At 67.1% G+C, this 21449-nt stretch carries 21 protein-coding genes; 15 read left to right on the top strand and 6 right to left on the bottom strand.

All coding sequences use genetic code 11. The annotated features are described in order from the left end of the window. Positions 1–14: 14 nt before the first annotated feature. From QLQ83_RS04475 to QLQ83_RS04455, 5 genes are all read left to right on the top strand, one after another. Positions 15–929, top strand: a complete 915-nt coding sequence (locus QLQ83_RS04475) for a shikimate dehydrogenase family protein (RefSeq protein ID WP_282734354.1) — start codon at positions 15–17, stop codon at positions 927–929. Continuing rightward, the gene (gene aroQ, locus QLQ83_RS04470) at positions 926–1375 is read left to right on the top strand and encodes a type II 3-dehydroquinate dehydratase (RefSeq protein WP_282734353.1); all 450 of its coding nucleotides are present in this window, start codon (positions 926–928) and stop codon (positions 1373–1375) included. The genes QLQ83_RS04475 and aroQ overlap by 4 nt, the downstream gene beginning before the upstream one ends. Positions 1376–1584: 209 nt before the next feature. Beyond that, positions 1585–2598, top strand: coding sequence for a DctP family TRAP transporter solute-binding subunit (locus QLQ83_RS04465; RefSeq protein ID WP_282734352.1), 1014 nt, complete (start codon positions 1585–1587; stop codon positions 2596–2598). A gap of 62 nt (positions 2599–2660) precedes the next feature. Continuing rightward, complete coding sequence (locus QLQ83_RS04460; protein WP_282734351.1) at positions 2661–3215, top strand: TRAP transporter small permease; 555 nt, start codon at positions 2661–2663, stop codon at positions 3213–3215. Beyond that, positions 3216–4487, top strand: a complete 1272-nt coding sequence (locus QLQ83_RS04455) for a TRAP transporter large permease (RefSeq protein ID WP_282734350.1) — start codon at positions 3216–3218, stop codon at positions 4485–4487. A 78-nt stretch (positions 4488–4565) separates the two neighbouring features. Here QLQ83_RS04455 and QLQ83_RS04450 read toward each other — a convergent pair whose 3' ends face one another. From QLQ83_RS04450 to QLQ83_RS04425, 6 genes are all read right to left on the bottom strand, one after another. Continuing rightward, on the bottom strand, positions 4566–5456 hold the full coding sequence (locus QLQ83_RS04450; RefSeq protein ID WP_282734349.1) for a DMT family transporter: 891 nt from the start codon (positions 5454–5456) through the stop codon (positions 4566–4568). 53 nt (positions 5457–5509) lie between these two features. Then, entirely contained in the window at positions 5510–6343 is an 834-nt protein-coding gene (locus QLQ83_RS04445; RefSeq protein ID WP_282734348.1) for a sugar phosphate isomerase/epimerase family protein, read from the bottom strand. Beyond that, positions 6336–8078: an FAD-dependent oxidoreductase gene (locus tag QLQ83_RS04440; RefSeq protein ID WP_282734347.1), complete on the bottom strand. Its 1743-nt coding sequence runs from the start codon at positions 8076–8078 to the stop codon at positions 6336–6338. The genes QLQ83_RS04445 and QLQ83_RS04440 overlap by 8 nt, the downstream gene beginning before the upstream one ends. 118 nt (positions 8079–8196) lie before the next feature. After that, positions 8197–9150: an AEC family transporter gene (locus QLQ83_RS04435; RefSeq protein ID WP_282734346.1), complete on the bottom strand. Its 954-nt coding sequence runs from the start codon at positions 9148–9150 to the stop codon at positions 8197–8199. A gap of 46 nt (positions 9151–9196) precedes the next feature. Continuing rightward, a complete protein-coding gene (locus QLQ83_RS04430) occupies positions 9197–9976 on the bottom strand; it encodes an IclR family transcriptional regulator (RefSeq protein ID WP_282734345.1) in 780 nt (259 codons plus the stop codon). A 62-nt stretch (positions 9977–10038) separates the two neighbouring features. Continuing rightward, complete coding sequence (locus tag QLQ83_RS04425; RefSeq protein ID WP_282734344.1) at positions 10039–10830, bottom strand: IclR family transcriptional regulator domain-containing protein; 792 nt, start codon at positions 10828–10830, stop codon at positions 10039–10041. Positions 10831–10971: 141 nt separating this feature from the next. Here QLQ83_RS04425 and QLQ83_RS04420 point away from each other — a divergent pair, with 141 nt between their 5' ends. The 10 genes from QLQ83_RS04420 to QLQ83_RS04375 all read left to right on the top strand — a co-directional run bounded on the left by QLQ83_RS04420 (position 10972) and on the right by QLQ83_RS04375 (position 21368). Beyond that, the gene (locus QLQ83_RS04420; RefSeq protein ID WP_282734343.1) at positions 10972–12315 is read left to right on the top strand and encodes a class-II fumarase/aspartase family protein; all 1344 of its coding nucleotides are present in this window, start codon (positions 10972–10974) and stop codon (positions 12313–12315) included. A 208-nt stretch (positions 12316–12523) separates the two neighbouring features. Further along, complete coding sequence (locus QLQ83_RS04415; RefSeq protein ID WP_282734342.1) at positions 12524–13354, top strand: CoA transferase subunit A; 831 nt, start codon at positions 12524–12526, stop codon at positions 13352–13354. Continuing rightward, complete coding sequence (locus QLQ83_RS04410) at positions 13354–14127, top strand: CoA-transferase subunit beta (protein WP_282734341.1); 774 nt, start codon at positions 13354–13356, stop codon at positions 14125–14127. Before QLQ83_RS04415 ends, QLQ83_RS04410 begins: the two co-directional genes overlap by 1 nt. A 12-nt stretch (positions 14128–14139) precedes the next feature. Beyond that, a complete protein-coding gene (gene pcaF, locus QLQ83_RS04405; protein ID WP_282734340.1) occupies positions 14140–15342 on the top strand; it encodes a 3-oxoadipyl-CoA thiolase in 1203 nt (400 codons plus the stop codon). 72 nt (positions 15343–15414) lie between these two features. Beyond that, the gene (locus QLQ83_RS04400; protein WP_282734339.1) at positions 15415–16245 is read left to right on the top strand and encodes a beta-keto acid cleavage family enzyme; all 831 of its coding nucleotides are present in this window, start codon (positions 15415–15417) and stop codon (positions 16243–16245) included. A 102-nt stretch (positions 16246–16347) separates the two neighbouring features. Further along, positions 16348–17526, top strand: coding sequence for an alpha/beta fold hydrolase (locus tag QLQ83_RS04395; RefSeq protein ID WP_282734338.1), 1179 nt, complete (start codon positions 16348–16350; stop codon positions 17524–17526). Positions 17527–17665: 139 nt separating this feature from the next. After that, positions 17666–18871 (top strand): MFS transporter, encoded by a 1206-nt coding sequence (locus tag QLQ83_RS04390; RefSeq protein ID WP_282734337.1) that lies wholly within the window; start codon positions 17666–17668, stop codon positions 18869–18871. Beyond that, positions 18872–19798, top strand: coding sequence for a pca operon transcription factor PcaQ (gene pcaQ, locus QLQ83_RS04385; protein WP_282734336.1), 927 nt, complete (start codon positions 18872–18874; stop codon positions 19796–19798). Between the two features lie 103 nt (positions 19799–19901). Continuing rightward, positions 19902–20636 (top strand): protocatechuate 3,4-dioxygenase subunit beta, encoded by a 735-nt coding sequence (gene pcaH, locus QLQ83_RS04380; protein ID WP_411971113.1) that lies wholly within the window; start codon positions 19902–19904, stop codon positions 20634–20636. Positions 20637–20675: 39 nt separating this feature from the next. Then, positions 20676–21368, top strand: coding sequence for a protocatechuate 3,4-dioxygenase subunit alpha (locus QLQ83_RS04375; protein WP_282734335.1), 693 nt, complete (start codon positions 20676–20678; stop codon positions 21366–21368). Positions 21369–21449: the final 81 nt, after the last annotated feature.

Genomic DNA, 21449 nt, shown 5'->3' with positions numbered 1-21449 from the left:
CGGATCGAACCCTAATGACCAGGGAGCTTGCCGAGGGCCGCTCCCGCCAACGGAGGAACTCCATGAAACTCGGCCTGATCGGCAAGGCAATCATGAACTCCAGCTCGCCGGACCTGCACGTGCGGCTCGGCGAGCTGACCGGCATTCCGGTGATCTACGACCTGTTCGATGCCAACGAGCAACCCATCGAGTCCCTGGAGAGCCAGGTGCGGCAGGTGATCGCCGACGGCTACCGAGGCGTCAACGTGACCTTTCCCTGGAAGGAAGCGGCAGTGAAGCTGGCCACTCGCCCCTCCGAGGGGGCTCGCATGGTCGGGTCCGCCAATACCCTGGTGTTCGAGGGGAGCGAGATCATCGCCGAGAATACTGACTTCACCGGTTTCATGAGCGGCTTCCGGGCGACACTCGGCGACCGCCAGCCAGGCCGGGTGCTGCTGCTCGGCACCGGCGGCGTGGGCAAGGCGGTGGCCTTCGGCCTGGGCAAGCTGGGGGCCGAGGAGGTGATCCTGATGGACCTCGACGAGGCCAAGTCCCGCCAGCTGGTCGAGGAGCTCCAGAACCAGGGGTTCCGTGCGTCCTTCATCACTCGAGAGCAGGTCGACGAGACGATGCCGTCCTGTGACGGCCTGGTCAACTGTACCCCCATCGGTCACGAGAAAAGCCCCGGCTGCCCGCTGCCCAAGGAGCTAATCGCCAGCCATCACTGGATCTTCGACGCGGTCTACGTGCCGGCGGTCACCGAGTTCGTCGCCGCCGCCAAGGCGGCCGGTGCCGGTGTGATGAGCGGGGTCAGCCTGTTCGTCTTCCAGGGCGTGGATGCCTTCAAGCTGTTCTGCGAGGATGCCGACCGGCGCGCCGCCGCCGACGAGCAGGCGATGACCCTGTTCGCCCATTACAAGCGGGAGCTGCTCAAGGAGGACGAGGCATGAGTCAGGGCAAGGTACTGGTATTGCACGGCCCCAACCTCAACCTGCTGGGTACCCGCCAGCCGGAGATCTATGGCCGCGAGACGCTTGACGACGTCAACCACGCCCTGCGTGAGAAGGCAGAACTCGAGGGCTGGGAGCTGAACAGCTTCCAGAGCAACCACGAGGGGGAGCTGATCGACGCCATCCATGCCGCGCGCCTCGACGATACCTTGGCGATCATCATCAATCCGGCGGCCTATACCCACACCTCGGTGGCGATCCTCGATGCATTGAACGCCTTCGAGGGCGTCGTCTACGAGGTGCATATCTCCAACGTGCACCAGCGCGAGAGCTTCCGTCACCACTCCTATGTCTCGCTGCGCGCCGATGGCGTCATCGCGGGGCTCGGTACCCGGGGCTATCATGCCGCCTTGGACGCCGTAATCAAGGCCGCCGACAAGGCCTGAGCCGTCGCAGGCCCCCTCTTCCTACCATGCGCTTCGGCCCGCCTCATCACGGCGGGTCTTTTACATCGGGATAGCGCTTTCAACACTGCCTGGCTTCTCACGGCGGATTCGGCGACTACCCTAGAGACAGGTGCAGTTGCCGCGACCGATGACAGGTGTGCCTTGCCCCAAGCGACGAGCAACATAACAACCACGACGGAGGACTCCCGATGTTCAAGCCATCAGACGCCGGCATGACGGTTCCACTCGGAGCCCTGGTACTCGCTATCAGCCCCCTGGCACAGGCCGAGACCATCCGCTTCGCCCATGTCGACCCCGACAACTGGCAGAGCTCCAAGAAGGGGGCGGCCGCGCACATGTTCAAGAACGTGGTCGAGAGCGAAACCGAGCATACCGTGGATATCTACCCCGCGGCCTCGCTGGGCGACGAAGACCAGCTGATCCAGCAGGCCATGGACGGCACCACCCAGGTGGTCATGGTCTCGGGGGCCATGTCGAAGATCTGCCCTGCCGCGGGGGTGCTGGACATTCCCTACATGTTCGAGACGCCGCTGGTGGCCTGGGAAGTACTCGACGGCGACTTCGGCGACGCCCTGGCCGAGCACTGTCTCGAGCAGACCGGACTGCGCACGCTGGGCTATGGCGAGACCGGGGTACGCCACTTCACCAACAGCGAGCTCGAAATTCGTACCCCCGAGGACATGAACGGGCTCAAGTTCCGGGTCCAGGACATTCCCCTCTACGTGGAGATGGTCGAGGGGCTCGGCGCCCAGCCGACGCCGATCGCCTGGTCGGAGTTGCCGACCGCCCTGTCGACGGGCGTGGTGGATGGCCAGGAGAATCCGGTCGGGACCATCTACAACAACAACCTGCATGAGTTGCAGGACTACCTGACCCTCGACGGCCATATCTACGCGGCCGACTTCCTGGTAATCAACGATGCCTACTTCAGCGGCCTCTCCGAGGCGGACCGCGAGGTGATCCAGCGGGCCGGGGTGATGGCCGGCATGATGGGGCGCTCCATCCAGCAGTTCACCACCGCCCAGGGCCTCAAGGCCGTGCAGGATGAGGGCATGCAGGTCTACAGCCCGACACCCGAGGAGCTCGCGCAGTTCCGCGAACAGGCCCAGCCGCCGGTCATCGCCTGGCTGGAGGGCGACCTGGGTAGCGACGCCGAATGGATCCAGCGCCTTCAGGACGCGGTCGCCGAGGCCACCGAGTGATCGCTGGCCACCCCGTGCCGCCGGCGGCACGGCGTGGCCCTCTCCCAAGAGGCTCGAGACACATGGCAGCTATCTTCCAATCATTTCAGCGGCTGGTGGCGGGAGTCTTCGCCGCCGGCGCCGGCCTCTCCATGGCCCTGATCTTCCTGATTGTCTTCCTCAATGCTCTGGGGCGCTACACCCTGGGGAGATCCCTGGCCTGGGGCGATCAGGTGCCGGTCTTCCTGGGCATCTACGGGGTCATGTTCGGCATGGCGCTAGCCTACCTGCAGGATCGCCACGTGCGCCTGGGGGTGATCGTGGACTTCCTGTCGGTACGTCTCCGCGAGGCCCTGTTCCTGATTGTCGACCTGGCCGTGGTCGTGATCGGGGCGGTGCTGGCCTGGTCGGGCTATCTGTTCATGTCCAGCCGCGGCGGCATGCGAATCTCGGGGCTCAACAGCACCATTCGCAGCCTGCGGGAGGCGACGGGGCTGGAGGTCTTCAACGTGTTCGGCACCATGGCGCCCTACCAGTTCGCCATCGTGCTGGGCGGTGGCATGCTGGCCGTGGCCGCGACACTCAAGTTCATCGAGCGGCTCGGCGCGCTACGTGCGATGACAGACGAGGTTTCGTAAATGGTCTATCTCATCTTGCTGGTCGGCCTGGCCATCGGCGTACCGGTGGCCTTCGCCATCGTGGCGGCCCTGCTCTACTTCATGGCCGTGGGCGAGTTCCCCTATCAGCTCGCCGCTGTCGCCACTCAGATGTTTTCGGGAATCAACTCCTTCGCCCTGTTGGCGATACCGCTGTTCATCCTGGCCGGGGAGCTGATGAACGAGAGTGGGATCACGATGCGGATCATCGCCTTCTCCAAGATCCTGGTCGGAAGGCTCAGGGGCGGACTGGCCCACGTGAACATCTGGGCCTCGGTGATCTTCGCCGGGCTTTCCGGTTCGGCGGTGGCCGACACCTCGGCGCTGGGACGGGTGTTCATCCCCGAGATGGAGAAGGAGGGCTATCCCCGCGATTTCGCGGCGGCGCTCACCGCGGCCTCGTCGGTGATCGGCCCGATCATCCCGCCGAGCATCCCGGTGATCATCTACGCGCTGATCGTCACCGGCGTCTCGGTGCCGGCGCTCTTCTTGGCGGGTATCGTGCCGGGCCTCCTGCTGGCCATCTTCCTGTCCGGTTACGTGATGATCTTCGCAGGAAAGTACCAGAAACAGCCGACGGCACTGCCCTCCGGGGAAAAGCGCAAGATCCTGCTCGAAGGCGTTATCCCGTTGTTCATGCCGGTGTTCGTGGTCGGCTCCATCCTGCTGGGCATCGTCACCCCCACCGAGGCGGCCGCCTTTGCCGTGGCCTATGCGCTGTTCGTGGGTATGGTGGTCTTCCGCAAGATCCATGTTCGCGATCTGCCGAGCATCTTCACGCGCACCATGGTCGACACGGCGGTTATCATGATCATCATCGCGGCGGTGGCAGCGGCCAACTGGCTGCTCACCTTCAACCGCGTGCCCAACATGCTCACCGATCTGACGATCACCTATATCACATCGCAGTGGACCTTCCTGCTGGCGGTGATCGTGCTGTTCCTGGTCGCGGGACTCTTCCTGGAAGGGATCGCCGCCATGCTGGTGCTGGTGCCGATCCTGCACCCCATCGCGGTGGGCATGGGGGTGGATCCGGTGCACTTCGGCATCATCGTCATCTTCAACCTGATGATCGGCCTGATCACCCCGCCCATGGGGCTGTGTCTGTTCGTGGCCGACTCCGTGGCCAATGTGGGGCTGTCCCGGCTGTCGCGGCGGATCCTGCCGCTGTTCCTGGTGGAGCTGCTGGTATTGCTGCTCATCACCTTCGTGCCGGTTATCGTGACCGGCCTGCCCAGGCTGCTGGGTTACTGATGGAGCGTGAAGTGGTCAAGGCGGTCGGCAAGGCGGCGGCCCGCGAGGTCAGGCTGTCGGCGGCGGCCAAGCCCGGCATTAGCCGCGCCGGGTTGCGAGGAAGAGGCCGGCGCCGATGATCAGGATGGCCCCCAGGTAGGTCTGCAGTAGCGGTACGTCCCCGAAGACCAGATATCCTGCGGCCGAAGCCCAGACGATCTGCAGGTAGAGGAAGGGCGAGACCAGGGAAGCAGGTGCACAGCGCATGGCCATGATCAACATCAGCTGGCTGACGGCGCCGAGGATGCCGACGGCCAGGAACAGCGGAAGGTCGCCGAGTGCGATGGGCGACCAGAACAGGGGAACGATGGCGCTGCTCACCAGAGCACCGGCCAGGCCGGCATAGAACAGCGAGGTCAGGGGGTGGTCATGGCGGCCAAAGCGTCGGGTGGTGAGCTGGTAGAGCGCAAAACAGAAGGCCATGCCGAAGGGCAACAGCGCCGCCGGCTGTGATTGCCAGTCCACCGGTCCCACGGCGATCACCACGCCGACAAACCCCACCGCGACGGCCAGGCCCCGTGCCGGGGTCACCCGCTCCCTCAGCAGCGGGATGGCCAGCAGGGTGACCAGCAGCGGGGAGCTGAAGTTGATGACATAAACTTGCAGGATGGGCAGCTCGCGCAGCGCCAGGTAGGCGAAGGTACTGGCGCCGAACAGCAACAGGCCACGCAGTATCTGGCCGAAGAGCGACTCGGTCCGCATCAGTTCACGGCAGCGCGGAAGCCCCAGCCAGCCGAGGTAGGCCGCCAGCACCAGCATATGGCCCGCATAACGCGCCCAGACCACTTGTACCGGCGAGTAGTCCTGGCCGAGCCACTTGACGCCCGTGTCCAACAACACGAACAGCAGGCCCGCAAGGAGAATGAAGCCGATGCCTAGCAGTGGGCGGTCGGCGGGCAGGGTAGGGACGAGAGGCGAATCGGTGGCCATGAAGTTCCCGAGGGGTGAAGGAAGGCTAATGCTAGCTGGCTAATGACGTGCCGCTAAGGTATCTGGGTCTCGACCAGCTGTCGTGACGTTTCCAGCGCCAGTCTGGCGCGCGCCAGGGCGCTTACGCCCTGACGTCGAAGCCTTTCGGTCGGGACCTCCAGGCTCAATGGCAGATCGCGGGGTAACGTCGCCAGCAGGGACGGCAGGTCGATATCACCGTCACCCGGGAAGCAGCGCTCCTGGCGTGCTTCGCGAAGGATCTCAGCCATGTCGTCTGGGATCGGGCCAGCCACGTCGCATAGCTGCGAATAGCGCATCCACTCCCGGGGAACCCGTGACAGTTCATCCAGGCGGCTGGCCGACCGGTTGAAGTGGAAGGCATCCACCAGCAGGCAGGCATTGTCAAGACCGGCCTTGCGCACGGTCCCGACGATATGATGTGCCTCGATGAGGTTCTTCACACCCGTCCAGGGCATGAACTCGAGGTGCGGATTTAGGCCCAGCGGACTGGCCAGTTCGCATAGCGCCGCGAAGTTGTCGATGGTCCTAGTCGTATCCTCATCGTTGCCGGCCACCAGCACTTCGCTGGCACCCAGCTGCGCCCCTATCTCCAGGATGCGGGCAAAGTCCTCGCGGACTCGGGTCTCAGGCTTGAGACGCAGGATCTCGATATCCAAGACTCTCAGGCCGGTATCGCGTAGACGCTCCCGAGTTTGGCGCTGCAGAGCCGCATCGTGGGCGAGCGGGAAATGGTGCTCCTCTGAGGTGGCGGGAATCAGGCGCAGGCCGACGCCATCGTAGCCTGCTCGTGCTGCCACTTCGACCATCGCGGGGGGAGACAGCTCCAGTACGGTCAGGGCGGCCAGGGAGAAGGGGCGCTCAGGCATCGGCGTGCTCGTTACGTATCTTGGGTGAGTCGTTCTCGCGCTGAACGGCGGCGTGCAGGCCGGCGATATGGCCGAAGGTCATGGCCGGGCCAAGGTTGATGCCACCGGCCGGGTAGTAGCCGCCCATGATGTTGGCCATGTCGCTGCCTGCCGCATAGAGGCCGTCGATCGGGAGGCCCCGGGCATCCAGGACCTGGGCGTGCTCGTTTGTCTTGAGGCCGGCGAAGGTGCCGAAACATCCCGGCATTACCTTCACTGCATAGAATGGACCCTGGTCCAGGGGCGCCACGCAGGGGTTGGGGCCGTGGGCGGGATCGCCATTCTTGCAATTGTAGAGGGTGGAGCCGCGGCCGAACTCCGGGTCCTCGCCCCGGGCGGCGTTGCGATTGTAATCGGCCATCGTGGCCGCGAGTCCATCCGGGTCGATACCGCAGTTCCGGGCCAGTTCCTCTAGAGTCCTGCCGGCCTTGAGATAGCCCTTGCGAATCCAGTGCTTGAAGGGTACCGGCGCCGGGCGAGTGATGCCGACCCCATAGCGGCGCTGGAAGCGGTGGGTGCAGATCAGCCAGGAGCAGAGCTCCTCGTCGGCCGGTACCGCCTTGACCATGGCATCCACGTAGTCGTAGTAGCCCGCAGCTTCGTTGACGAAGCGCTTGCCGTTCCTGAGCACGCCGATGATGCCCGGCTTGCCGCGGTCGATGATGTGCGGGAAGTGACCGACATGGCCGTCCTGGTAGGGGACCACCGAGACCGGCGCCCAGGCCACCGGCGAGTAGAGGCTGGTGTCGACCTCGCCACCCACTGACTCGCCGAGGCGCAGGCCATCGCCATTGGCGGAAGGCGGCGGCAGCGGCCAGTGCTCCTCGCCGGTCGGGGTGTGCGGAAAGAGTTCCTTGCGCCGCGCGATATCCCAAGGGAAGCCGCCGGCGGCCAGCACCACGCCGCGCCGGGCGGTCAGGGTCACCTGGCCGTCCGGTGTTTGCACCACCACGCCGGTGACGCGGGCGTCTTCCTTGATCAGGCGCTGGGCAGGCGACGACACCCAAGTCTCCACTCCGAGTTCATCGGCGGACTTGGCCAGCCGGCCGGTCAGGGCCACGCCGTTGACCAGCTGCATGGCCCGGCCGTAGCGGGCCAGGTCATGGAGATGACGACTGAGGCGCCGTGTGACGTGGATGAAGGATTTGATGGAGCGAGTGGCCGTCAGGAAGGCCGTCAGATCCGGCCCGGCCTGGATTGGCATGCCCAGGAAGGCGGTCTCCGGCATGGTCTTGCGCAGTTTCTTCAGCGTCTTCCTGTCGAGCTTGCGGCCATCGAAGGGCGCGGCGATCACCGAGCGGCCGCCGGTACCGGCGCCAGGCGTGTCGCCATGGATGTCAGCAATGGCGTTGCCGCTGGCGAACTGAAGCGCCGTCTTCTGGTGGAAGAACTCCACCATCTTCGGGGCGGCATCGAGGAAGGCATCGATCTTCGCCGGGTCGTAGCGATCGCCCAGCTCATGGCGCAGGTAGGTGCGCACCGTCTCCGGGTCTTCGTTGATCCCGGCGGCCTTGGCCAGGGGGGTGAGCGGGGTCCACAGCCAGCCGCCCGACCAGGCGGTGGCACCGCCCAGCCCCTCGGCCTTCTCGACCACCACCACCTTGAGGCCATGCCAGGCGGCGGTGACAGCGGCGGAGAGGCCGGCCGCGCCGGAGCCCACCACCACCAGATCGACGTCATGCTGTCTGTCGGCCATTGCCGGTCCTCTGGAATGCTGTTCTCGAATAATCTAGAACAATGTTCCATTTAATGCAATGGACAGAAAGCATCGACCCCGGGTGTGGCCCAGGTGAAGTAAGGAAGGGAACGGTGATTTAGGTGACAGGCAGCAGGCCGACGCGGGTCAACAGCCAGATCAGCAGGCTGATAGTGACGAAGGAGGCCAGGGTGCCGACCATCAGGGCGGCGGCACTAACACCGCCCAGACCATAGCGCTGGCCGAACAGTGGAAAGACGCTGATCATCGGGGCGCAGGCGAAGAGCAGGGCACCGGTCAGCAGCATGGGGTCCGACTCTGGAAGCAGCAGGAAGACCCCGAGCACGGCAAGCGGATGCAGCAGCAGCTTGCCAACGACGATCTGGCCCACGTCGGTGGCCATGCCGCGGACCTGGAGCCCATACAGGGAGCCGCCGATCACGAACAGCGCAGCGGGGCCGGCGGCATCGGCCAGCATGTCGATGGCTTTGGCCAGCGGGGCCGGCAGGGCGAGACCCGAGACGGCGAGCAGCACGCCCACCACCAGGCCGATCAGGATGGGATTACGAGCCAGGCGAAGGACCGTCTGGCGCAGGGTGGCACCGAGGCCGGCGCCGCTCTGGTTCGCCATCTCGGCCAGGATCAGTGCCGCAGGAATGATCAGCAGGTTCTCGATCAGCATGTTCAGTGCCAGGAACACTGCGGCGGGCGAGCCCAGTACCATGGCGGCCACCGGGTAACCGATGAAGCCGCTGTTGGAGGCGGCCATCCCCAAGGCATGCATGGCCCCGATGCCGAGCGGCTTGCACTGGAGCCTCAGCGTCAGCAGCAGGGCGAAGCCGAATACCGCCAGGGAGCCCAGACCATAGGCCAGCAGGTAGTGGGGATTGAAGACCTCGCCTAGCGGGTTCTGGTTGAGGGCGCGAATCACCAGTGAGGGCAGTGCGCAGTACATGACAAAGGTGCCCACGCCCTGGAGCTGCTCGCTGGTGATGATGCCGCTGGCCATGATCACGTAGCCGACCCCGATCAACAGGAAGATCGGGGTGGTGATGGCGAGGATCTCGAGCACTACGGCCTCCTTGCCGGAGTGGGTATCGGACGCACGGCGCCGGGCATCAGCTGAAGAGTCGTGACGAGCTGCTGGCCTGGGAGAGCTCCGCCGCCGCGGCCATCAGGCGCGGGCCAAGGGCCTCGACGCGATCGGCATCGAGCCGCACGCTCGGCCCGGCGATACTCAGTGCCCCGATGGGGTGACCGTCGAGCGGATGGCGTACCAGGGCCGCCATGGCCGTGGTGCCGGGGCCCATGCTGTCGCTGACCCAGCTGTAGCCACGTTCACGGGTCTGACGTAGGTGTTCGAATACGGCCTCACGGGTGCGGGGCGCCCCGGGGCCTACCGGGTGGTCGGTCTCCAGGCCATGGGCGTCGATCAGGGCCGTCGCCGCCTCATCGCTGAGGTCGGCCAGCCAGGCATGGCCACTGGCGGTGCAAAACAGCGGCGCCTCTCGGCCCATGTCCGGATCGTAGCGCAGCCCGGTGCGAGCGCCCTGGGCCTTGGCGATCCAGGTGAGGTGCTGCCCCTCAATGACCGAGAGGCGCACCAGTTCGCCGCTCTCCTCGGCCAGGCGGTCGAGGATCGGCTGGATGACGTCGCTGGCTCCCGTGCTCGCCAGGTAGCTCAGTCCCATGGCCATCAGTCGCGTGGTGAGCCGGTAGCGCTGGGAATTCGGATCCTGGCGAACATGGCCCAGCCGGATCAGCTCGTTGCAGATGCGGTGGGCCGCGCTCTTGGGAATGTGCAGCCGGTCGGCGATGACCAGCAATGGCATGCCCTCGGCGTCCTCCGAGAGGATTTCCAGCACCCCCAGGGTGCGTTCGATCAGGCTACCCGCCATGGTGGCTATCCATTCGTCGCGAAAACCTTGATTCTAGAATCGTGTTTTGGAAATTGCACCCGTCAGCTGACGCTGGCGCGGATCTGTCGGGCCTTCTCCTGCAGCAGCGGCAGGTAATGGCGCATCAGGGTGTCGTAGTCGACCCGGGCGGCATTGGTGCTGATGTTGATCGCACCGAGCAGCCGGCCGTTGGCATCGAAGGCCGGAACGGCCACAGAGCGCAACCCGGAGTCCAGCTCCTGGTCGGCGATGGCGTAGCCCTGCTGGCGCACCTCGAGGATGCAGCGCTTGAGCTCGGCCTTGTCGGTGATGGTCTTGTCGGTATGCGGCTCGAGGACCACCCGCGACAGGAAGGCGTCGAGCTCGGCCTCCGGCAGCTGGGCCAGCAGCACCCGTCCCATGGAGGTGTGGGCCGCCGGCAGGCGCGTGCCAACCGAGAGGGTAATGGCCATCAGTCGGTGGCGTGAGGAGGAGCGAGCCACATAGGTGACGTCGTCGCCGTCCAGCACGCCCAGCGACGAGGACTCGCCACATTCGCTGGTGATGTCCTCGAGGATCTGCTGGATCACGCTGCGGTAGTTGTTGGCGGAGAGAAACGCATAGCCGAGGTTCAGCACCTTGGGGGCCAGCTCGAAGTGGCGCTGCTGCTTGCGGACATAGCCCAGGGCATGGAGGGTCAGCAGGAAGCGTCGCGCCCGGGCACGGTTCATGCCGGTGCGCGCCGCCACCTCGCTGAGCGTCATGCGCGGGTGGGCCTCGTCGAAGGCCAGGATGACCTCGAGGCCACTGGCCAGTGCCGTGACGAAGTCGCGATCATTGGGGCTCAGGGCCTCGTCCTGCAGGGACGTTTCCATCCGTCGTTATCCTTGGTCGTGTTGCCGGAGAACCATGGTCTAATCTAGCATATTTGTTCGAACTGCGAACAGTTGTGCGACCATAGGGGGAGCCTGTCCCGCCATCGGCCGAGGCCCCACGAAACCATCGGAGAGACCGTCATGCCTGCCGACCTGATCCAGCACCCCTTCATGAGCCAACAGGCGCTGGCCGAGTGCAATGCCCGGGCCATGGTCGATGCCATGCTGGCCTTCGAGCTGGCCCTGGCCGAGGTCCAGGAGGCCCGCGGGGCGGTACCCGACGGCGCCAGCCTGGCCATGTGCAAGACGCTCGAGGCGCATGCCTTCGACCTGGACGCCATCGCCGCCGGCGTCGCCAGCGGCGGCAATGCGGCCATCCCCTTCGTCAAGCAGGGGCGCGCTGCCTTACAGGAAGACCTCAAACGCTATTGGCACCAGGGCGCCACCAGCCAGGACGTGGTCGACACGGCCCTGATGCTGCTGCTGAAACCTCGCCTGGCCGCCCTCGATGCCCTGCTGGTGCGCTGTCGCTCCGCGGCCCTCAGCCTGATGCAGGCGCATGACGAGACCGTGATGGTGGGGCGCACCCTGATGCAGCAGGCGCTGCCGATCACCTTCGGCGTCAAGGTGGCCCACTGGGCCATCGGCCTGGAGCAGGCCCGCCGTCGCCTGGCCGGGCTCGAGTTGCCGGTGCAGTTCGGCGGCGCCGTGGCGGTGCACTCTGGTTTAGACGGGCCGGGCTGGGACAACCTGGGCCTTGCCTTCATGGACGCCCTGGCCGAGCGGCTGGGCCTCGCGGCTGCCGTGCTGCCCTGGCACACCGATCGCCAGCCGATCCATGCCCTGGCCACGGGGCTGGATGCCGCCGCCGGCGCCGCCGAGAAGCTGGCCCTGGACGTGGCGCTGCTGACCCAGACCGAGCTCGGCGAGGTGGCCGAGCCGGCGGCCCCCGGCATGGGGGAGTCCTCGTCGATGCCGCACAAGCGCAATCCGGTGCGCTGCGCGCTGATCCGCGGCGCCGCCCGCCAGGTGCACGGCCACACCACGGTGATCCTCAACGCCGCGGCCCAGCCCCTGGAGCGGGGGCTGGGGGAGTGGCACGCCGAGTGGGCGCCGCTGCTCGACAGTGCCCTGCTGCTGGAAGGCGCTCTGGAACAGGCCGCGGTGCTGCTCGAGGGCCTGGAGGTGCACCCCGAGGCGATGCGGCGCAACCTGGCGGCGACGGGCGGCGGCATCATGGCCGAGCCGGTCTCGCGCCTGCTGGCCCCGGTCGTGGGCCAGGACGCCGCCAAGCGCATCAGTGCCGAGGCCGCCGAGACCGCGCGCCTGACGGGGCGCCCCTATGCCGAAGTGCTGGCGGGGCACGAGGAGGTGGCGGGGCGCGTCGAGCATACCGACCTCGAGCGGGCCAGTGATCCGGCCTTATACCTTGGTAGTAGTCGAGCCCAGGTGCAGCGTGCCACTGCCTGGCTGGAGGGCAAGTAATCGACTGAAAGTTCAACATTTACGCGGGGTGATCGTGAGGGGAGGCCAGGCCTCCCCTTTTTCGTGCGCGCACGGCGGGATTTGACGGCTGAATTCGACGGGAGTAGTTTGTTCGTCATGCAAACCTATGTTCACTTTGCGAACTTCTGCGGGTCTGCCGGCTTCCAGCCGCTGGCCTTCGGAACGCAACAGCAAGAGGCGAACCATCATGGCCGAGTTCCTGAGCCTGCATGACGCGGTGGCGCGCTACGTCGAGGACGGCGCCACCGTGGCCATGGAAGGCTTTACACACCTGATTCCCTTCGCCGCGGGTCATGAGGTGATTCGCCAGAAGAAGCGCGACCTGACCCTGATCCGCATGACCCCCGACCTGATCTACGATCAGCTGATCGGCGCGGGCTGTGCGAAGAAGGTGATCTTCTCCTGGGGCGGCAACCCCGGCGTGGGCTCCCTGCACCGCCTGCGTGACGCCGTGGAGAAGGGCTGGCCGCGCAGGATCGAGATCCTGGAGCACAGCCACGCCGCCATGGCCTGCGCCTTCGAGGCCGGGGCCGCCGGCCTGCCGCTGGCGGTGCTGCGCGGCTACGTGGGCAGCGAGCTGCCCAACGTCAACGACCAGATCAAGTTCATCGAGTGCCCCTTCACCGGCGAGCGCCTGGCCGCGGTGCCGGCGGTGCGACCCGATGTCTCCATCGTCCACGCCCAGAAGGCGGACCGTAAGGGCAACGTGCTGGTGGAAGGGATCGTCGGCGTGCAGAAGGAGGCCGTGCTGGCGGCGGCCAGGAGCATCGTCACCGTCGAGGAGATCGTCGAGGACATGACCGCCGAGCCGGACTACCACCCCAACGCCTGCATCATCCCAGGCTGGGCCATCGATGCCATCGCCGTGGCCGAGAAGGGTGCCTTGCCCTCCTATGCCCATGGCTACTACCCGCGCAACAACCGCTTCTACAAGGAGTGGGATGCCATCGCCCGGGATCGCGACGCCTTCACGGCCTGGATCGAAGAGAATGTCATGAACGCAGGGGGTAACGCCTGATGAGTATCGAGTACACGTCCTCGGAGATGATGACCGTCACCGCCGCCCGTGCCCTGGAAAACGGCATGACCTGCTTCGTCGGCATCGGCCTGCCCTCCGAGGCCGCCAACCTGGCGCGCCTGACCCATGCCCCCGACGTGGTGCTGATCTACGAGTCCGGCACCCTGCAGACCAAGCCGGACGTGCTGCCGCTCTCCATCGGCGACGGCGAACTCGCCGAGTCGGCCCTGACCACCGTCGCGGTGCCGGAGATGTTCCGCTACTGGCTGCAGGGCGGCAAGATCAGCGTGGGCTTCCTGGGCACCGCTCAGATCGACCGCTACGCCAACCTCAACACCACCCTGATCGGCGACTACCATGATCCCAAGGTGCGCCTGCCGGGCGGTGGTGGTGCTCCCGAAATTGCGACGAATGCGGGAGAGGTCTTCATTACCCTGAAGCACTCCAAGCGCGCCTTCGTGAAGGACGTCGACTTCGTCACCACCCTGGGCTTCGGCCGCGACGGCAAGGGCCGCGACGGCGTGCCGAACATCGGCAAGGGGCCCACGCGCGTCATCACCGACCTCTGCGTGATGAAGCCCGACCCCGAGACCAAGGAGCTCACGGTGGTCTCCCTGCATCCGGGCGTGAGCCGCGAGGACGTGATCGAGGCCACCGGCTGGGAGATCCGCTTCGCCGGTGAGCTCGAGAGCACCCCCGAGCCCAGTGCGAAGGAGCTCGATATCCTTCGCGAGCTGAAGGCCCGCACCGAACGCCAGCACGCCGGCGAGTAACAGGAGACCCCCATGAGCGACGTATTCCTCTGTCATCCGCGGCGCAGCGCCGTGGGCCGCTTCGGCGGGACCCTTTCCAGCGTGCGCCCCGACGATCTCGCCGCCAGCATCTTCAAGGCGGTGCTGGCCGAGGCCCCGGGGCTCGACCCGGCGGCCATCGACGATGTCTTCATGGGCTGCGCCAATCAGGCCGGCGAGGACAATCGCAGCGTGGCGCGCATGTCGGCGCTGCTCGCCGGCCTGCCGACCTCCGTGCCCGGCACCACCCTGAACCGCCTGTGTGGCTCCGGGATGGACGCGGTGGGCACCGCCTTCCGTGCCATCAAGGCCGGCGAGATGGACCTTGCCCTGGCCGGTGGCGTGGAGTCCATGTCCCGTGCGCCCTACGTGATGGGCAAGGCCGACAGCGCCTTCTCCCGCGGCCAGAAGATCGAGGACACCACCATCGGCTGGCGCTTCATCAACCCGCTGATGAAGAAGGCCTACGGCGTGGAGTCCATGCCCGAGACCGCCGAGAACGTGGCCGAGCAGTTCAATATCTCCCGCGAGGACCAGGACGCCTTCGCCCTGCGCTCGCAGCAGAAGGCCGCCGCCGCCCAGGAGGCCGGCCGCTTTGCGCTGGAGATCACCGCCATCGAGATCCCGCGTCGCAAGCAGGCGCCGTTGCTCTTCGACCGGGACGAGCACCCGCGCGAGACCACCCTCGAGAAGCTCGCCGGCCTGCCCACGCCGTTCCGCGAGGGCGGCAGCGTCACCGCCGGCAATGCCTCGGGGGTCAACGACGGTGCCGCGGCGATGCTGGTGGCAAGCCGAGCGGCCGTCGAGGCGCACGGCCTGACACCCATGGCCAGGATCCTCGGCATGGCCACCGCCGGCGTCGAGCCGCGCATCATGGGCTATGGCCCGGTGCCCGCGGTCAACCGCCTGCTCGAGCGTACCGGCGTGTCGCTGGACGAGATCGACGTCATCGAGCTCAACGAGGCCTTCGCCGCCCAGGCCCTGGCCTGCATGCGCGACCTCGGCCTCGAGGATGACGACCAGCGGGTCAATCCCAACGGCGGCGCCATCGCCCTGGGCCACCCGCTGGGCATGTCCGGGGCGCGCCTGCTGCTGACCGCCGCCCACGAGCTGCAGAAGAGCGGCAAGCGCTATGCCCTGTGCACCATGTGCGTGGGCGTGGGGCAGGGCATCGCCACCCTGATCGAACGGGCGTAAACACCCGTGGCACCAGCCTCGAGATTCCTCCTTACCCTCCACACCAGCCCCTGGGCATAACGTGAGGTTCCCATGTCAAATCCCTGTATTATCTGCGTTGCCATCACCGGCAGCCTGCCACGCAAAGAGAACAACCCGGCGGTTCCGATCACCATCGAGGAGCAGATCGAGAGCACCCAGGCGGCCTTCGAGGCCGGGGCGACCATTGCGCACTGCCATGTCCGCAACGAGGATCAGACCCCGACCTCGGACCCCGAGAAGTTTGCTCGCCTGCTGGAAGGACTGCGCAAGCACTGCCCGGGCATGATCGTCCAGCTCTCCACCGGCGGCCGCTCCGGTGCCGACCGTGAGCGCGGCGGCATGCTACCCCTGAAGCCCGACATGGCCAGCCTGTCGGTGGGATCCAACAACTTCCCCACGCGCGTCTACGAGAATTCCCCCGACCTGGTGGACTGGCTCGCCTCCGAGATGCTGACTTATGACATCAAGCCCGAGATCGAGGCCTTTGACCTGTCGCACATCCATCAGGCGGTGAACCTGATGAAGCAGGGCAAGATCAAGGCGCCGCTGTACGTCCAGTTCGTGATGGGCGTGAAGAACGCCATGCCGGCCGACAAGCCGACCTTCGACTTCTACATCGAGACCCTCGAGCGACTGGCGCCGGGTTCCCAGTGGTGCGGGGCCGGGGTCGGTGCCAACCAGCTGCTGCTCAACGAGTGGTCGATCGCCGCCGGAGGCCACACGCGTACCGGCCTCGAGGACAATGTCCGCTGGGACAAGGAGAGCCTGGCCCCCTCGAATGCCGCCCTGGTCGAGCGGGTGGCGGCGCTTTGCGAGAAGTACGAGCGCCCGGTGGCTACCTGGCAACAGGCTCGCGAGATCCTGGGACTCAAGGCCGTCTGACGACTCGCCACCGGGTCCATGTCGGGGACCACTGACGGGCGGTCCGGACCGCCGTCGAGGGGAAACATTGAATTTTGACGTAAGGCGTCAGGAGAGACTTCCATGGCATTTCTGAACATCAACGGCCGCAGCGTGGCCTATCGCCTGCTCGGCGCCGAGGCCAATCCCCTGGTGATGCTGGCCCATCCGCTGGGCATGAGCCAGGCGGTGTGGGACGACGTGCTGCCGGCGCTGCTGCCGCGCTACCGTGTGCTGACCTGGGACCTGCCCGGCCACGGCGCCAGCCAGGCCTGGGGCGAGGGGGCGATCGTCCCGGCCGACCTGGCCGCCGAGGCCCTGGCACTGGCCGACCACGCCGGCGTCGGCCGCTTCCACTTTGCCGGCACCTCCATCGGCGGCGTGGTGGGCCAGCAGCTGGTCAGCGAGCACGGCGAGCGGCTGCTCTCCGCCACCCTGACCAACACCGGGGCGGTGATCGGCAATGCCGAGTTGTGGAACACCCGCGCCGGCCGCGTGCGTCAGGAAGGCCTGGCGGCGATGTCCGAGGAGATCGTGCCGCGCTGGTTCGCCCCGGCCTGCTTCGAGGCCGAGCCGGCCCTTAAGGCGGGTTGGTGCACCCAGATGGGCCGCGGCGACGATGACTCCTATGCGCTGCTGTGCGAGATGCTGGGGCGCGACGTCTTCACGGGGAAGCTTTCCGGCAAGGGCGTCAAGGTGCAGCTCTTCGGCGGCAGCGAGGACCTGGCGACCCCGCCGGCGACCCTGGAGGCCCTGGCGGCCGAGTGCGACGGCGCGCCCCTCGAGATCCTCGAGGGCGTCGGCCATGTGCCCTCCGTGGAGGTGCCGGCCCTGTTCGCCGAGAAGCTTCAGGCAGTGATGTCCGTGGACCTGGGCGACGTGGCCAACCAGGGCGTGGCCTACGCCACCGGCCTTGCGACCCGCAAGCAGGTGCTGGGCGAGGAACACGTGGCGCGCTCCACCGCGAACGCCACCCGCCTGGACGCGCCCTTCCAGCAGATGATCACCCGCCTGGCCTGGGGCGAGCTGTGGAGCAACGACGACCTGACCCGTCGCGAGCGCAGCATGATCACCACCGGCATCCTCGCCGCCCTGGGTCGCGAGGAGCTGACCCTGCACCTCAAGACCGCCAAGCGCATCGGCCTCTCCGAGGCGGAGCTGCGCCAGGTGCTGATGCATGTGGCCATCTATGGCGGCGTGCCGGCGGCCAATCATGCCTTCTCGCTGGCCAAGCAGCTGGGCTGGGGCGGGGAGAAGGACTGATACGCCACGCCACTATCTGTTAGGGCGCTAACATGGTGCCCGATATGGCAAGATGCGAAGCCGGCACGAGTGCCGGCTTCGTCCTTTTCACGGCGGGCCGAGGGGCCATCAGCATCGAGGGCAGGCAAGGAGGATCCGGATGAGCGGTGAGACGGCGACGATGGACGTGTCGGGCCAGTGGCGGCAGGCCCTGCTGGCCTATGGCCTGCTGTGGTGCCTCGGGCTCTACCTGCGCCTGACGGTGCTGGTGGTGCCGCCGCTGATCCCGCAGCTCAAGGCGGTGCTGGGCTTCACCAGCGGCGAGGTCGCCATCGCCACCAGCCTGCCGCTGGTCACCCTGGCCCTGGGCGGGCTGGCCGCCGGCTGGCTGCTGGCGCGAGTCGGGGTGCTTCCCGGCATGCTGCTGGGGCTGGCGGTGATGGCGGGGGGCAGTGCGCTGCGCAGCCTGCCGGAGGGCTTCCTGGCGATGATGGTGGCCACCGTGATCATGGGGGTGGGCATCGCCTTCATGCAGGCGGCCATACCGGTGCTGGCCAAGCTCTGGTCGCCGGGGCGCGTGGGCCGCGCCTCGGCGATCTATACCAATGGCCTGCTGGTGGGCGAACTGCTGGCCGCCGGGGCCACCGCTCCCCTGGTGGCCATCTGGCTGGGCGAGCAGTGGCAGTGGGCCTTCGCCCTCTGGGTGGCGCCGGTCCCGCTGCTGATGCTGGCCCTGGCCGCCGGCAGTCGCCGACTGCCGGCCACCGGGCGGGGCTCCTCCAGCGCCGAGCTGGTGCTCCCGGATCGCCGTGATGCCCGCATGTGGCGCCTGGTGACGCTGCTCGGCGCCGCCGCGGCGCTCTACTTCACCGGCAATGTCTTCCTGCCGCCGCTGCTCGAGGAGAGCGGGCGCCTGGCGCTGCTCACGCCCAGCCTGACGGCCCTCAACGGTGCCCAGATGCTCTCCTCGACGCTGCTGGTCCTCTATGCCGACCGGCTGATGGGGCGGCACCGTCCGCTGGTCGCCATCACGGCCCTGGCCCTGCTGGCGCTGCCGCTGATGCTCTGGCTGCCGGGGCAGCACGTGGTCTGGGCCGCGGGGCTGTTCGGCTTCTTCACCAGCGCGCTGTTCATCTTCGTGCTGGCGCTGCCCGCCTGGCTGGTGCGCGTCGAGGCGCTGCCGAGGCTGATGGGCGGCATGCTCTTCTTCGGCTATCTTCTGGTCTTCGTCATCACCGTGGTAGGGGGCGGGCTCTATGACCTCTCGGGGGTCGTGGCGCTGGCCTTCCTGCCGACCCTGGCGATCAGCCTGGCGGCCATGGCCAGCATCCGCCGGCTGCTCGCTTCCCGCCAAGCGGAGGCCTGAATGCTCAATGCCCGCATCAAGCTGCGCCACCTCCAGGCCTTCCTGGAGGTGGCGCGCCAGCGCAGCTTCGCGCGTGCCGCCGAGCGCCTGGCGATCACCCAGCCGGGCATGTCCAAGACCATCAAGGAGCTCGAGGAGATCCTCGACACCGCGCTCTTCGAGCGGACCGCCCGGGGGGTGGCCCTGACCCAGGCCGGCCTGACCCTGCTGCGCCACGCCGGCCCGGCGATCCGCGCCCTGGAGGAGGGCGTCAGCGCGCTGGGCGAGGCACATGCCGCGCTGCGCTGGCTGCGGGTGGGGGCGCTCTCCACGGTGGAAAGCCGCCTGCTGCCCGAGGCGATCCGGCGCTGGCAGCAGGCCGAGGCCGGCGAGGCCGGTGTCAACGTGGTGACCGGGCCCAGCGCCTTCCTGCTCTCTCGGCTGCGCCGGGGGGAGCTGGACCTGGTGGTTGGACGCATGACCGAGGCCCGCGAGATCCGCGACCTCGCCTTCGAGCACCTCTACTACGAGCGCCTTCTCCTGGTGGTGCGGGCAGGGCACCCGCTGGCCGGGGTCGAGCCCCTCGAGCCTCACCGGCTGGGGGGCTACCCCTGGGTGCTGCCACCGCCCCGTACTACCCTGCGCCAGCAGGTCGACAGCTTCTGCGTGCGCCACTCGCTGCGCCTGCCGGGGCGTCAGTTGGAGACCCTGTCGCTGCCCTTGAGCCACCGCTACACCCTGGAGAGCGACGCCCTCTGGGTGGCGCCGGAAGAGGCGGTGCGCGACGCCCTGCACGAGGGCCGGCTGGTCGAGCTGGCCCTGGCGCTGGAGCAGCAGGGCGGCTCGGTAGGTCTCTGCACCAACGCCAGCCTCGAGCCGTCGCTGGCCCTGGAGGGGTTCTGCGAGACCCTCCGCGAGGTGGCGGCGAGCCTGGTGGGTGGCAGGTAAGGCATAACCCCTGGGTTATGCGAGGCGATGAAGACGTCAATTGGCAGGCCTGCGACAGGGCGCCACACTGGCCGAGATCCATGACCTCTGGAGACGAATCGATATGCAGGACGACAGCGAGCGCTTCGTGGAGCGCGACCGCAACTGGCATCCGCCGGCCTATGCGCCCGGCTACAAGACCTCCGTGGCCCGTTCCCCGCGCCAGGCGCTGGTCAGCATGCAGCATGCCACCGCCTCCGAGCTCACCGGCCCGGATTTCCGTGGCTTGCGCGTGGGCCCCCACGACAACGACCTGCTGCTCAACTTTCGCCAGGATCCGAGCCAGGAGCAGGGGCTGCCGGTGGGGGAGCGCATCATCATGTTCGGCCGCGTGGTGGACCAGTTCGGCAAGCCGGTGCCGCATACCCTGGTGGAAATGTGGCAGGCAAACGCCGGCGGCCGCTATCGTCACCGCAACGACAACTACCTCGCCCCGCTGGACCCCAACTTCGGCGGCGTGGGCCGCTGCCTGACCGATGAGGCAGGCTGGTACCGCTTCCGCACCATCAAGCCGGGCCCCTATCCCTGGCCCAACGACGTGAACAGCTGGCGTCCCTCCCACATCCACGTCTCGGTGATGGGCCCGGCGATCTCCACCCGCCTGATCACCCAGATGTACTTCGAGGGCGACCCGCTGATCCCGCTTTGCCCCATCGTCAACACCATCAAGGACCCCGACGCCGTCGAGACCATGGTCGGTCGCCTGGACATGGCCCGCAGCCGGCCCATGGACTGCCTGGCCTACCGCTTCGACCTGGTCGTGCGCGGTGAGCTGCAGACCTATTTTGAAAACCAGTGATCGGTTCGAGAACCAGTGACAGGACGGGGTAACCAGACCATGAAACAGCCCAACTCCCAGCCCACCAGCGAGCTGATGCTGCGCGAGACCGCCTCCCAGACCGCCGGGCCCTACGTCCACATCGGCCTGGCCCTGGCCGCGGCCGGCAACCCGACCCGCGACGAGGAGATCTGGAACGGGATGGCCCGTCCCGAGGCCGAGGGTGAGCATATCGAGATCGTCGGTACCGTGATCGACGGCAACGGCGACCTGGTGCGCGATGCCTTCCTCGAGGCGTGGCAGGCGGACAGCAAGGGCGTCTATCAGCGCGAGTATGACCTGGAGAAGCCGTTCAACAGCTTCGGGCGCACCGCCACCACCTTCGAGCACGGCAGCGAGTGGACCCTCAGGACCGTCAAGCCGGGTCGCGTGCGGGTGGATGGCATCGACGAGGCGCACGGTGCCATCGACGACAAGGAGAACGACCTGGCGAGTGCCCGCAGCGCCCTGCTGATGGCCCCGCATATCAACCTGACCCTCTTCGCCCGCGGCATCAATATCCACCTCCAGACCCGCCTCTACTTCGAGGATGAGGCCGAGGCGAATGCCGAATGTCCGGTGCTCTCGCGCATCGAGTCGCCGGCTCGCCGCCAGACCCTGATCGCCCGGCGCGAGGAGGTCGACGGCAAGGTGCGCTATCGCTTCGACATTCGCCTGCAGGGCGAGGGCGAGACGGTCTTCTTTGATTTCTAGACGCTTCGAGGTCTGACCGGCCCTCACTCCAGCGCGAGGCCCCGCCATCCCCCTCGGGATGGCGGGGCCTTCTGCGTTGCC

Origin of the sequence: Halomonas rhizosphaerae, assembly GCF_030010555.1 — a bacterium.
GTDB lineage: Bacteria > Pseudomonadota > Gammaproteobacteria > Pseudomonadales > Halomonadaceae > Halomonas > Halomonas rhizosphaerae.
Note: the sequence above shows the minus strand (reverse complement) of the source record. Positions and strands in the feature narration are given on the sequence as shown.

Coding starts and splice junctions, on each gene's coding strand:
- QLQ83_RS04475 (WP_282734354.1), top strand. CDS start 15: ATGACCAGGGAGCTTGCCGAGGGCCGCTCCCGCCAACGGAGGAACTCC.
- aroQ (WP_282734353.1), top strand. CDS start 926: ATGAGTCAGGGCAAGGTACTGGTATTGCACGGCCCCAACCTCAACCTG.
- QLQ83_RS04465 (WP_282734352.1), top strand. CDS start 1,585: ATGTTCAAGCCATCAGACGCCGGCATGACGGTTCCACTCGGAGCCCTG.
- QLQ83_RS04460 (WP_282734351.1), top strand. CDS start 2,661: ATGGCAGCTATCTTCCAATCATTTCAGCGGCTGGTGGCGGGAGTCTTC.
- QLQ83_RS04455 (WP_282734350.1), top strand. CDS start 3,216: ATGGTCTATCTCATCTTGCTGGTCGGCCTGGCCATCGGCGTACCGGTG.
- QLQ83_RS04450 (WP_282734349.1), bottom strand. CDS start 5,456: ATGGCCACCGATTCGCCTCTCGTCCCTACCCTGCCCGCCGACCGCCCA.
- QLQ83_RS04445 (WP_282734348.1), bottom strand. CDS start 6,343: ATGCCTGAGCGCCCCTTCTCCCTGGCCGCCCTGACCGTACTGGAGCTG.
- QLQ83_RS04440 (WP_282734347.1), bottom strand. CDS start 8,078: ATGGCCGACAGACAGCATGACGTCGATCTGGTGGTGGTGGGCTCCGGC.
- QLQ83_RS04430 (WP_282734345.1), bottom strand. CDS start 9,976: ATGGCGGGTAGCCTGATCGAACGCACCCTGGGGGTGCTGGAAATCCTC.
- QLQ83_RS04425 (WP_282734344.1), bottom strand. CDS start 10,830: ATGGAAACGTCCCTGCAGGACGAGGCCCTGAGCCCCAATGATCGCGAC.
- QLQ83_RS04420 (WP_282734343.1), top strand. CDS start 10,972: ATGCCTGCCGACCTGATCCAGCACCCCTTCATGAGCCAACAGGCGCTG.
- QLQ83_RS04415 (WP_282734342.1), top strand. CDS start 12,524: ATGGCCGAGTTCCTGAGCCTGCATGACGCGGTGGCGCGCTACGTCGAG.
- QLQ83_RS04410 (WP_282734341.1), top strand. CDS start 13,354: ATGAGTATCGAGTACACGTCCTCGGAGATGATGACCGTCACCGCCGCC.
- pcaF (WP_282734340.1), top strand. CDS start 14,140: ATGAGCGACGTATTCCTCTGTCATCCGCGGCGCAGCGCCGTGGGCCGC.
- QLQ83_RS04400 (WP_282734339.1), top strand. CDS start 15,415: ATGTCAAATCCCTGTATTATCTGCGTTGCCATCACCGGCAGCCTGCCA.
- QLQ83_RS04395 (WP_282734338.1), top strand. CDS start 16,348: ATGGCATTTCTGAACATCAACGGCCGCAGCGTGGCCTATCGCCTGCTC.
- QLQ83_RS04390 (WP_282734337.1), top strand. CDS start 17,666: ATGAGCGGTGAGACGGCGACGATGGACGTGTCGGGCCAGTGGCGGCAG.
- pcaQ (WP_282734336.1), top strand. CDS start 18,872: ATGCTCAATGCCCGCATCAAGCTGCGCCACCTCCAGGCCTTCCTGGAG.
- pcaH (WP_411971113.1), top strand. CDS start 19,902: ATGCAGGACGACAGCGAGCGCTTCGTGGAGCGCGACCGCAACTGGCAT.
- QLQ83_RS04375 (WP_282734335.1), top strand. CDS start 20,676: ATGAAACAGCCCAACTCCCAGCCCACCAGCGAGCTGATGCTGCGCGAG.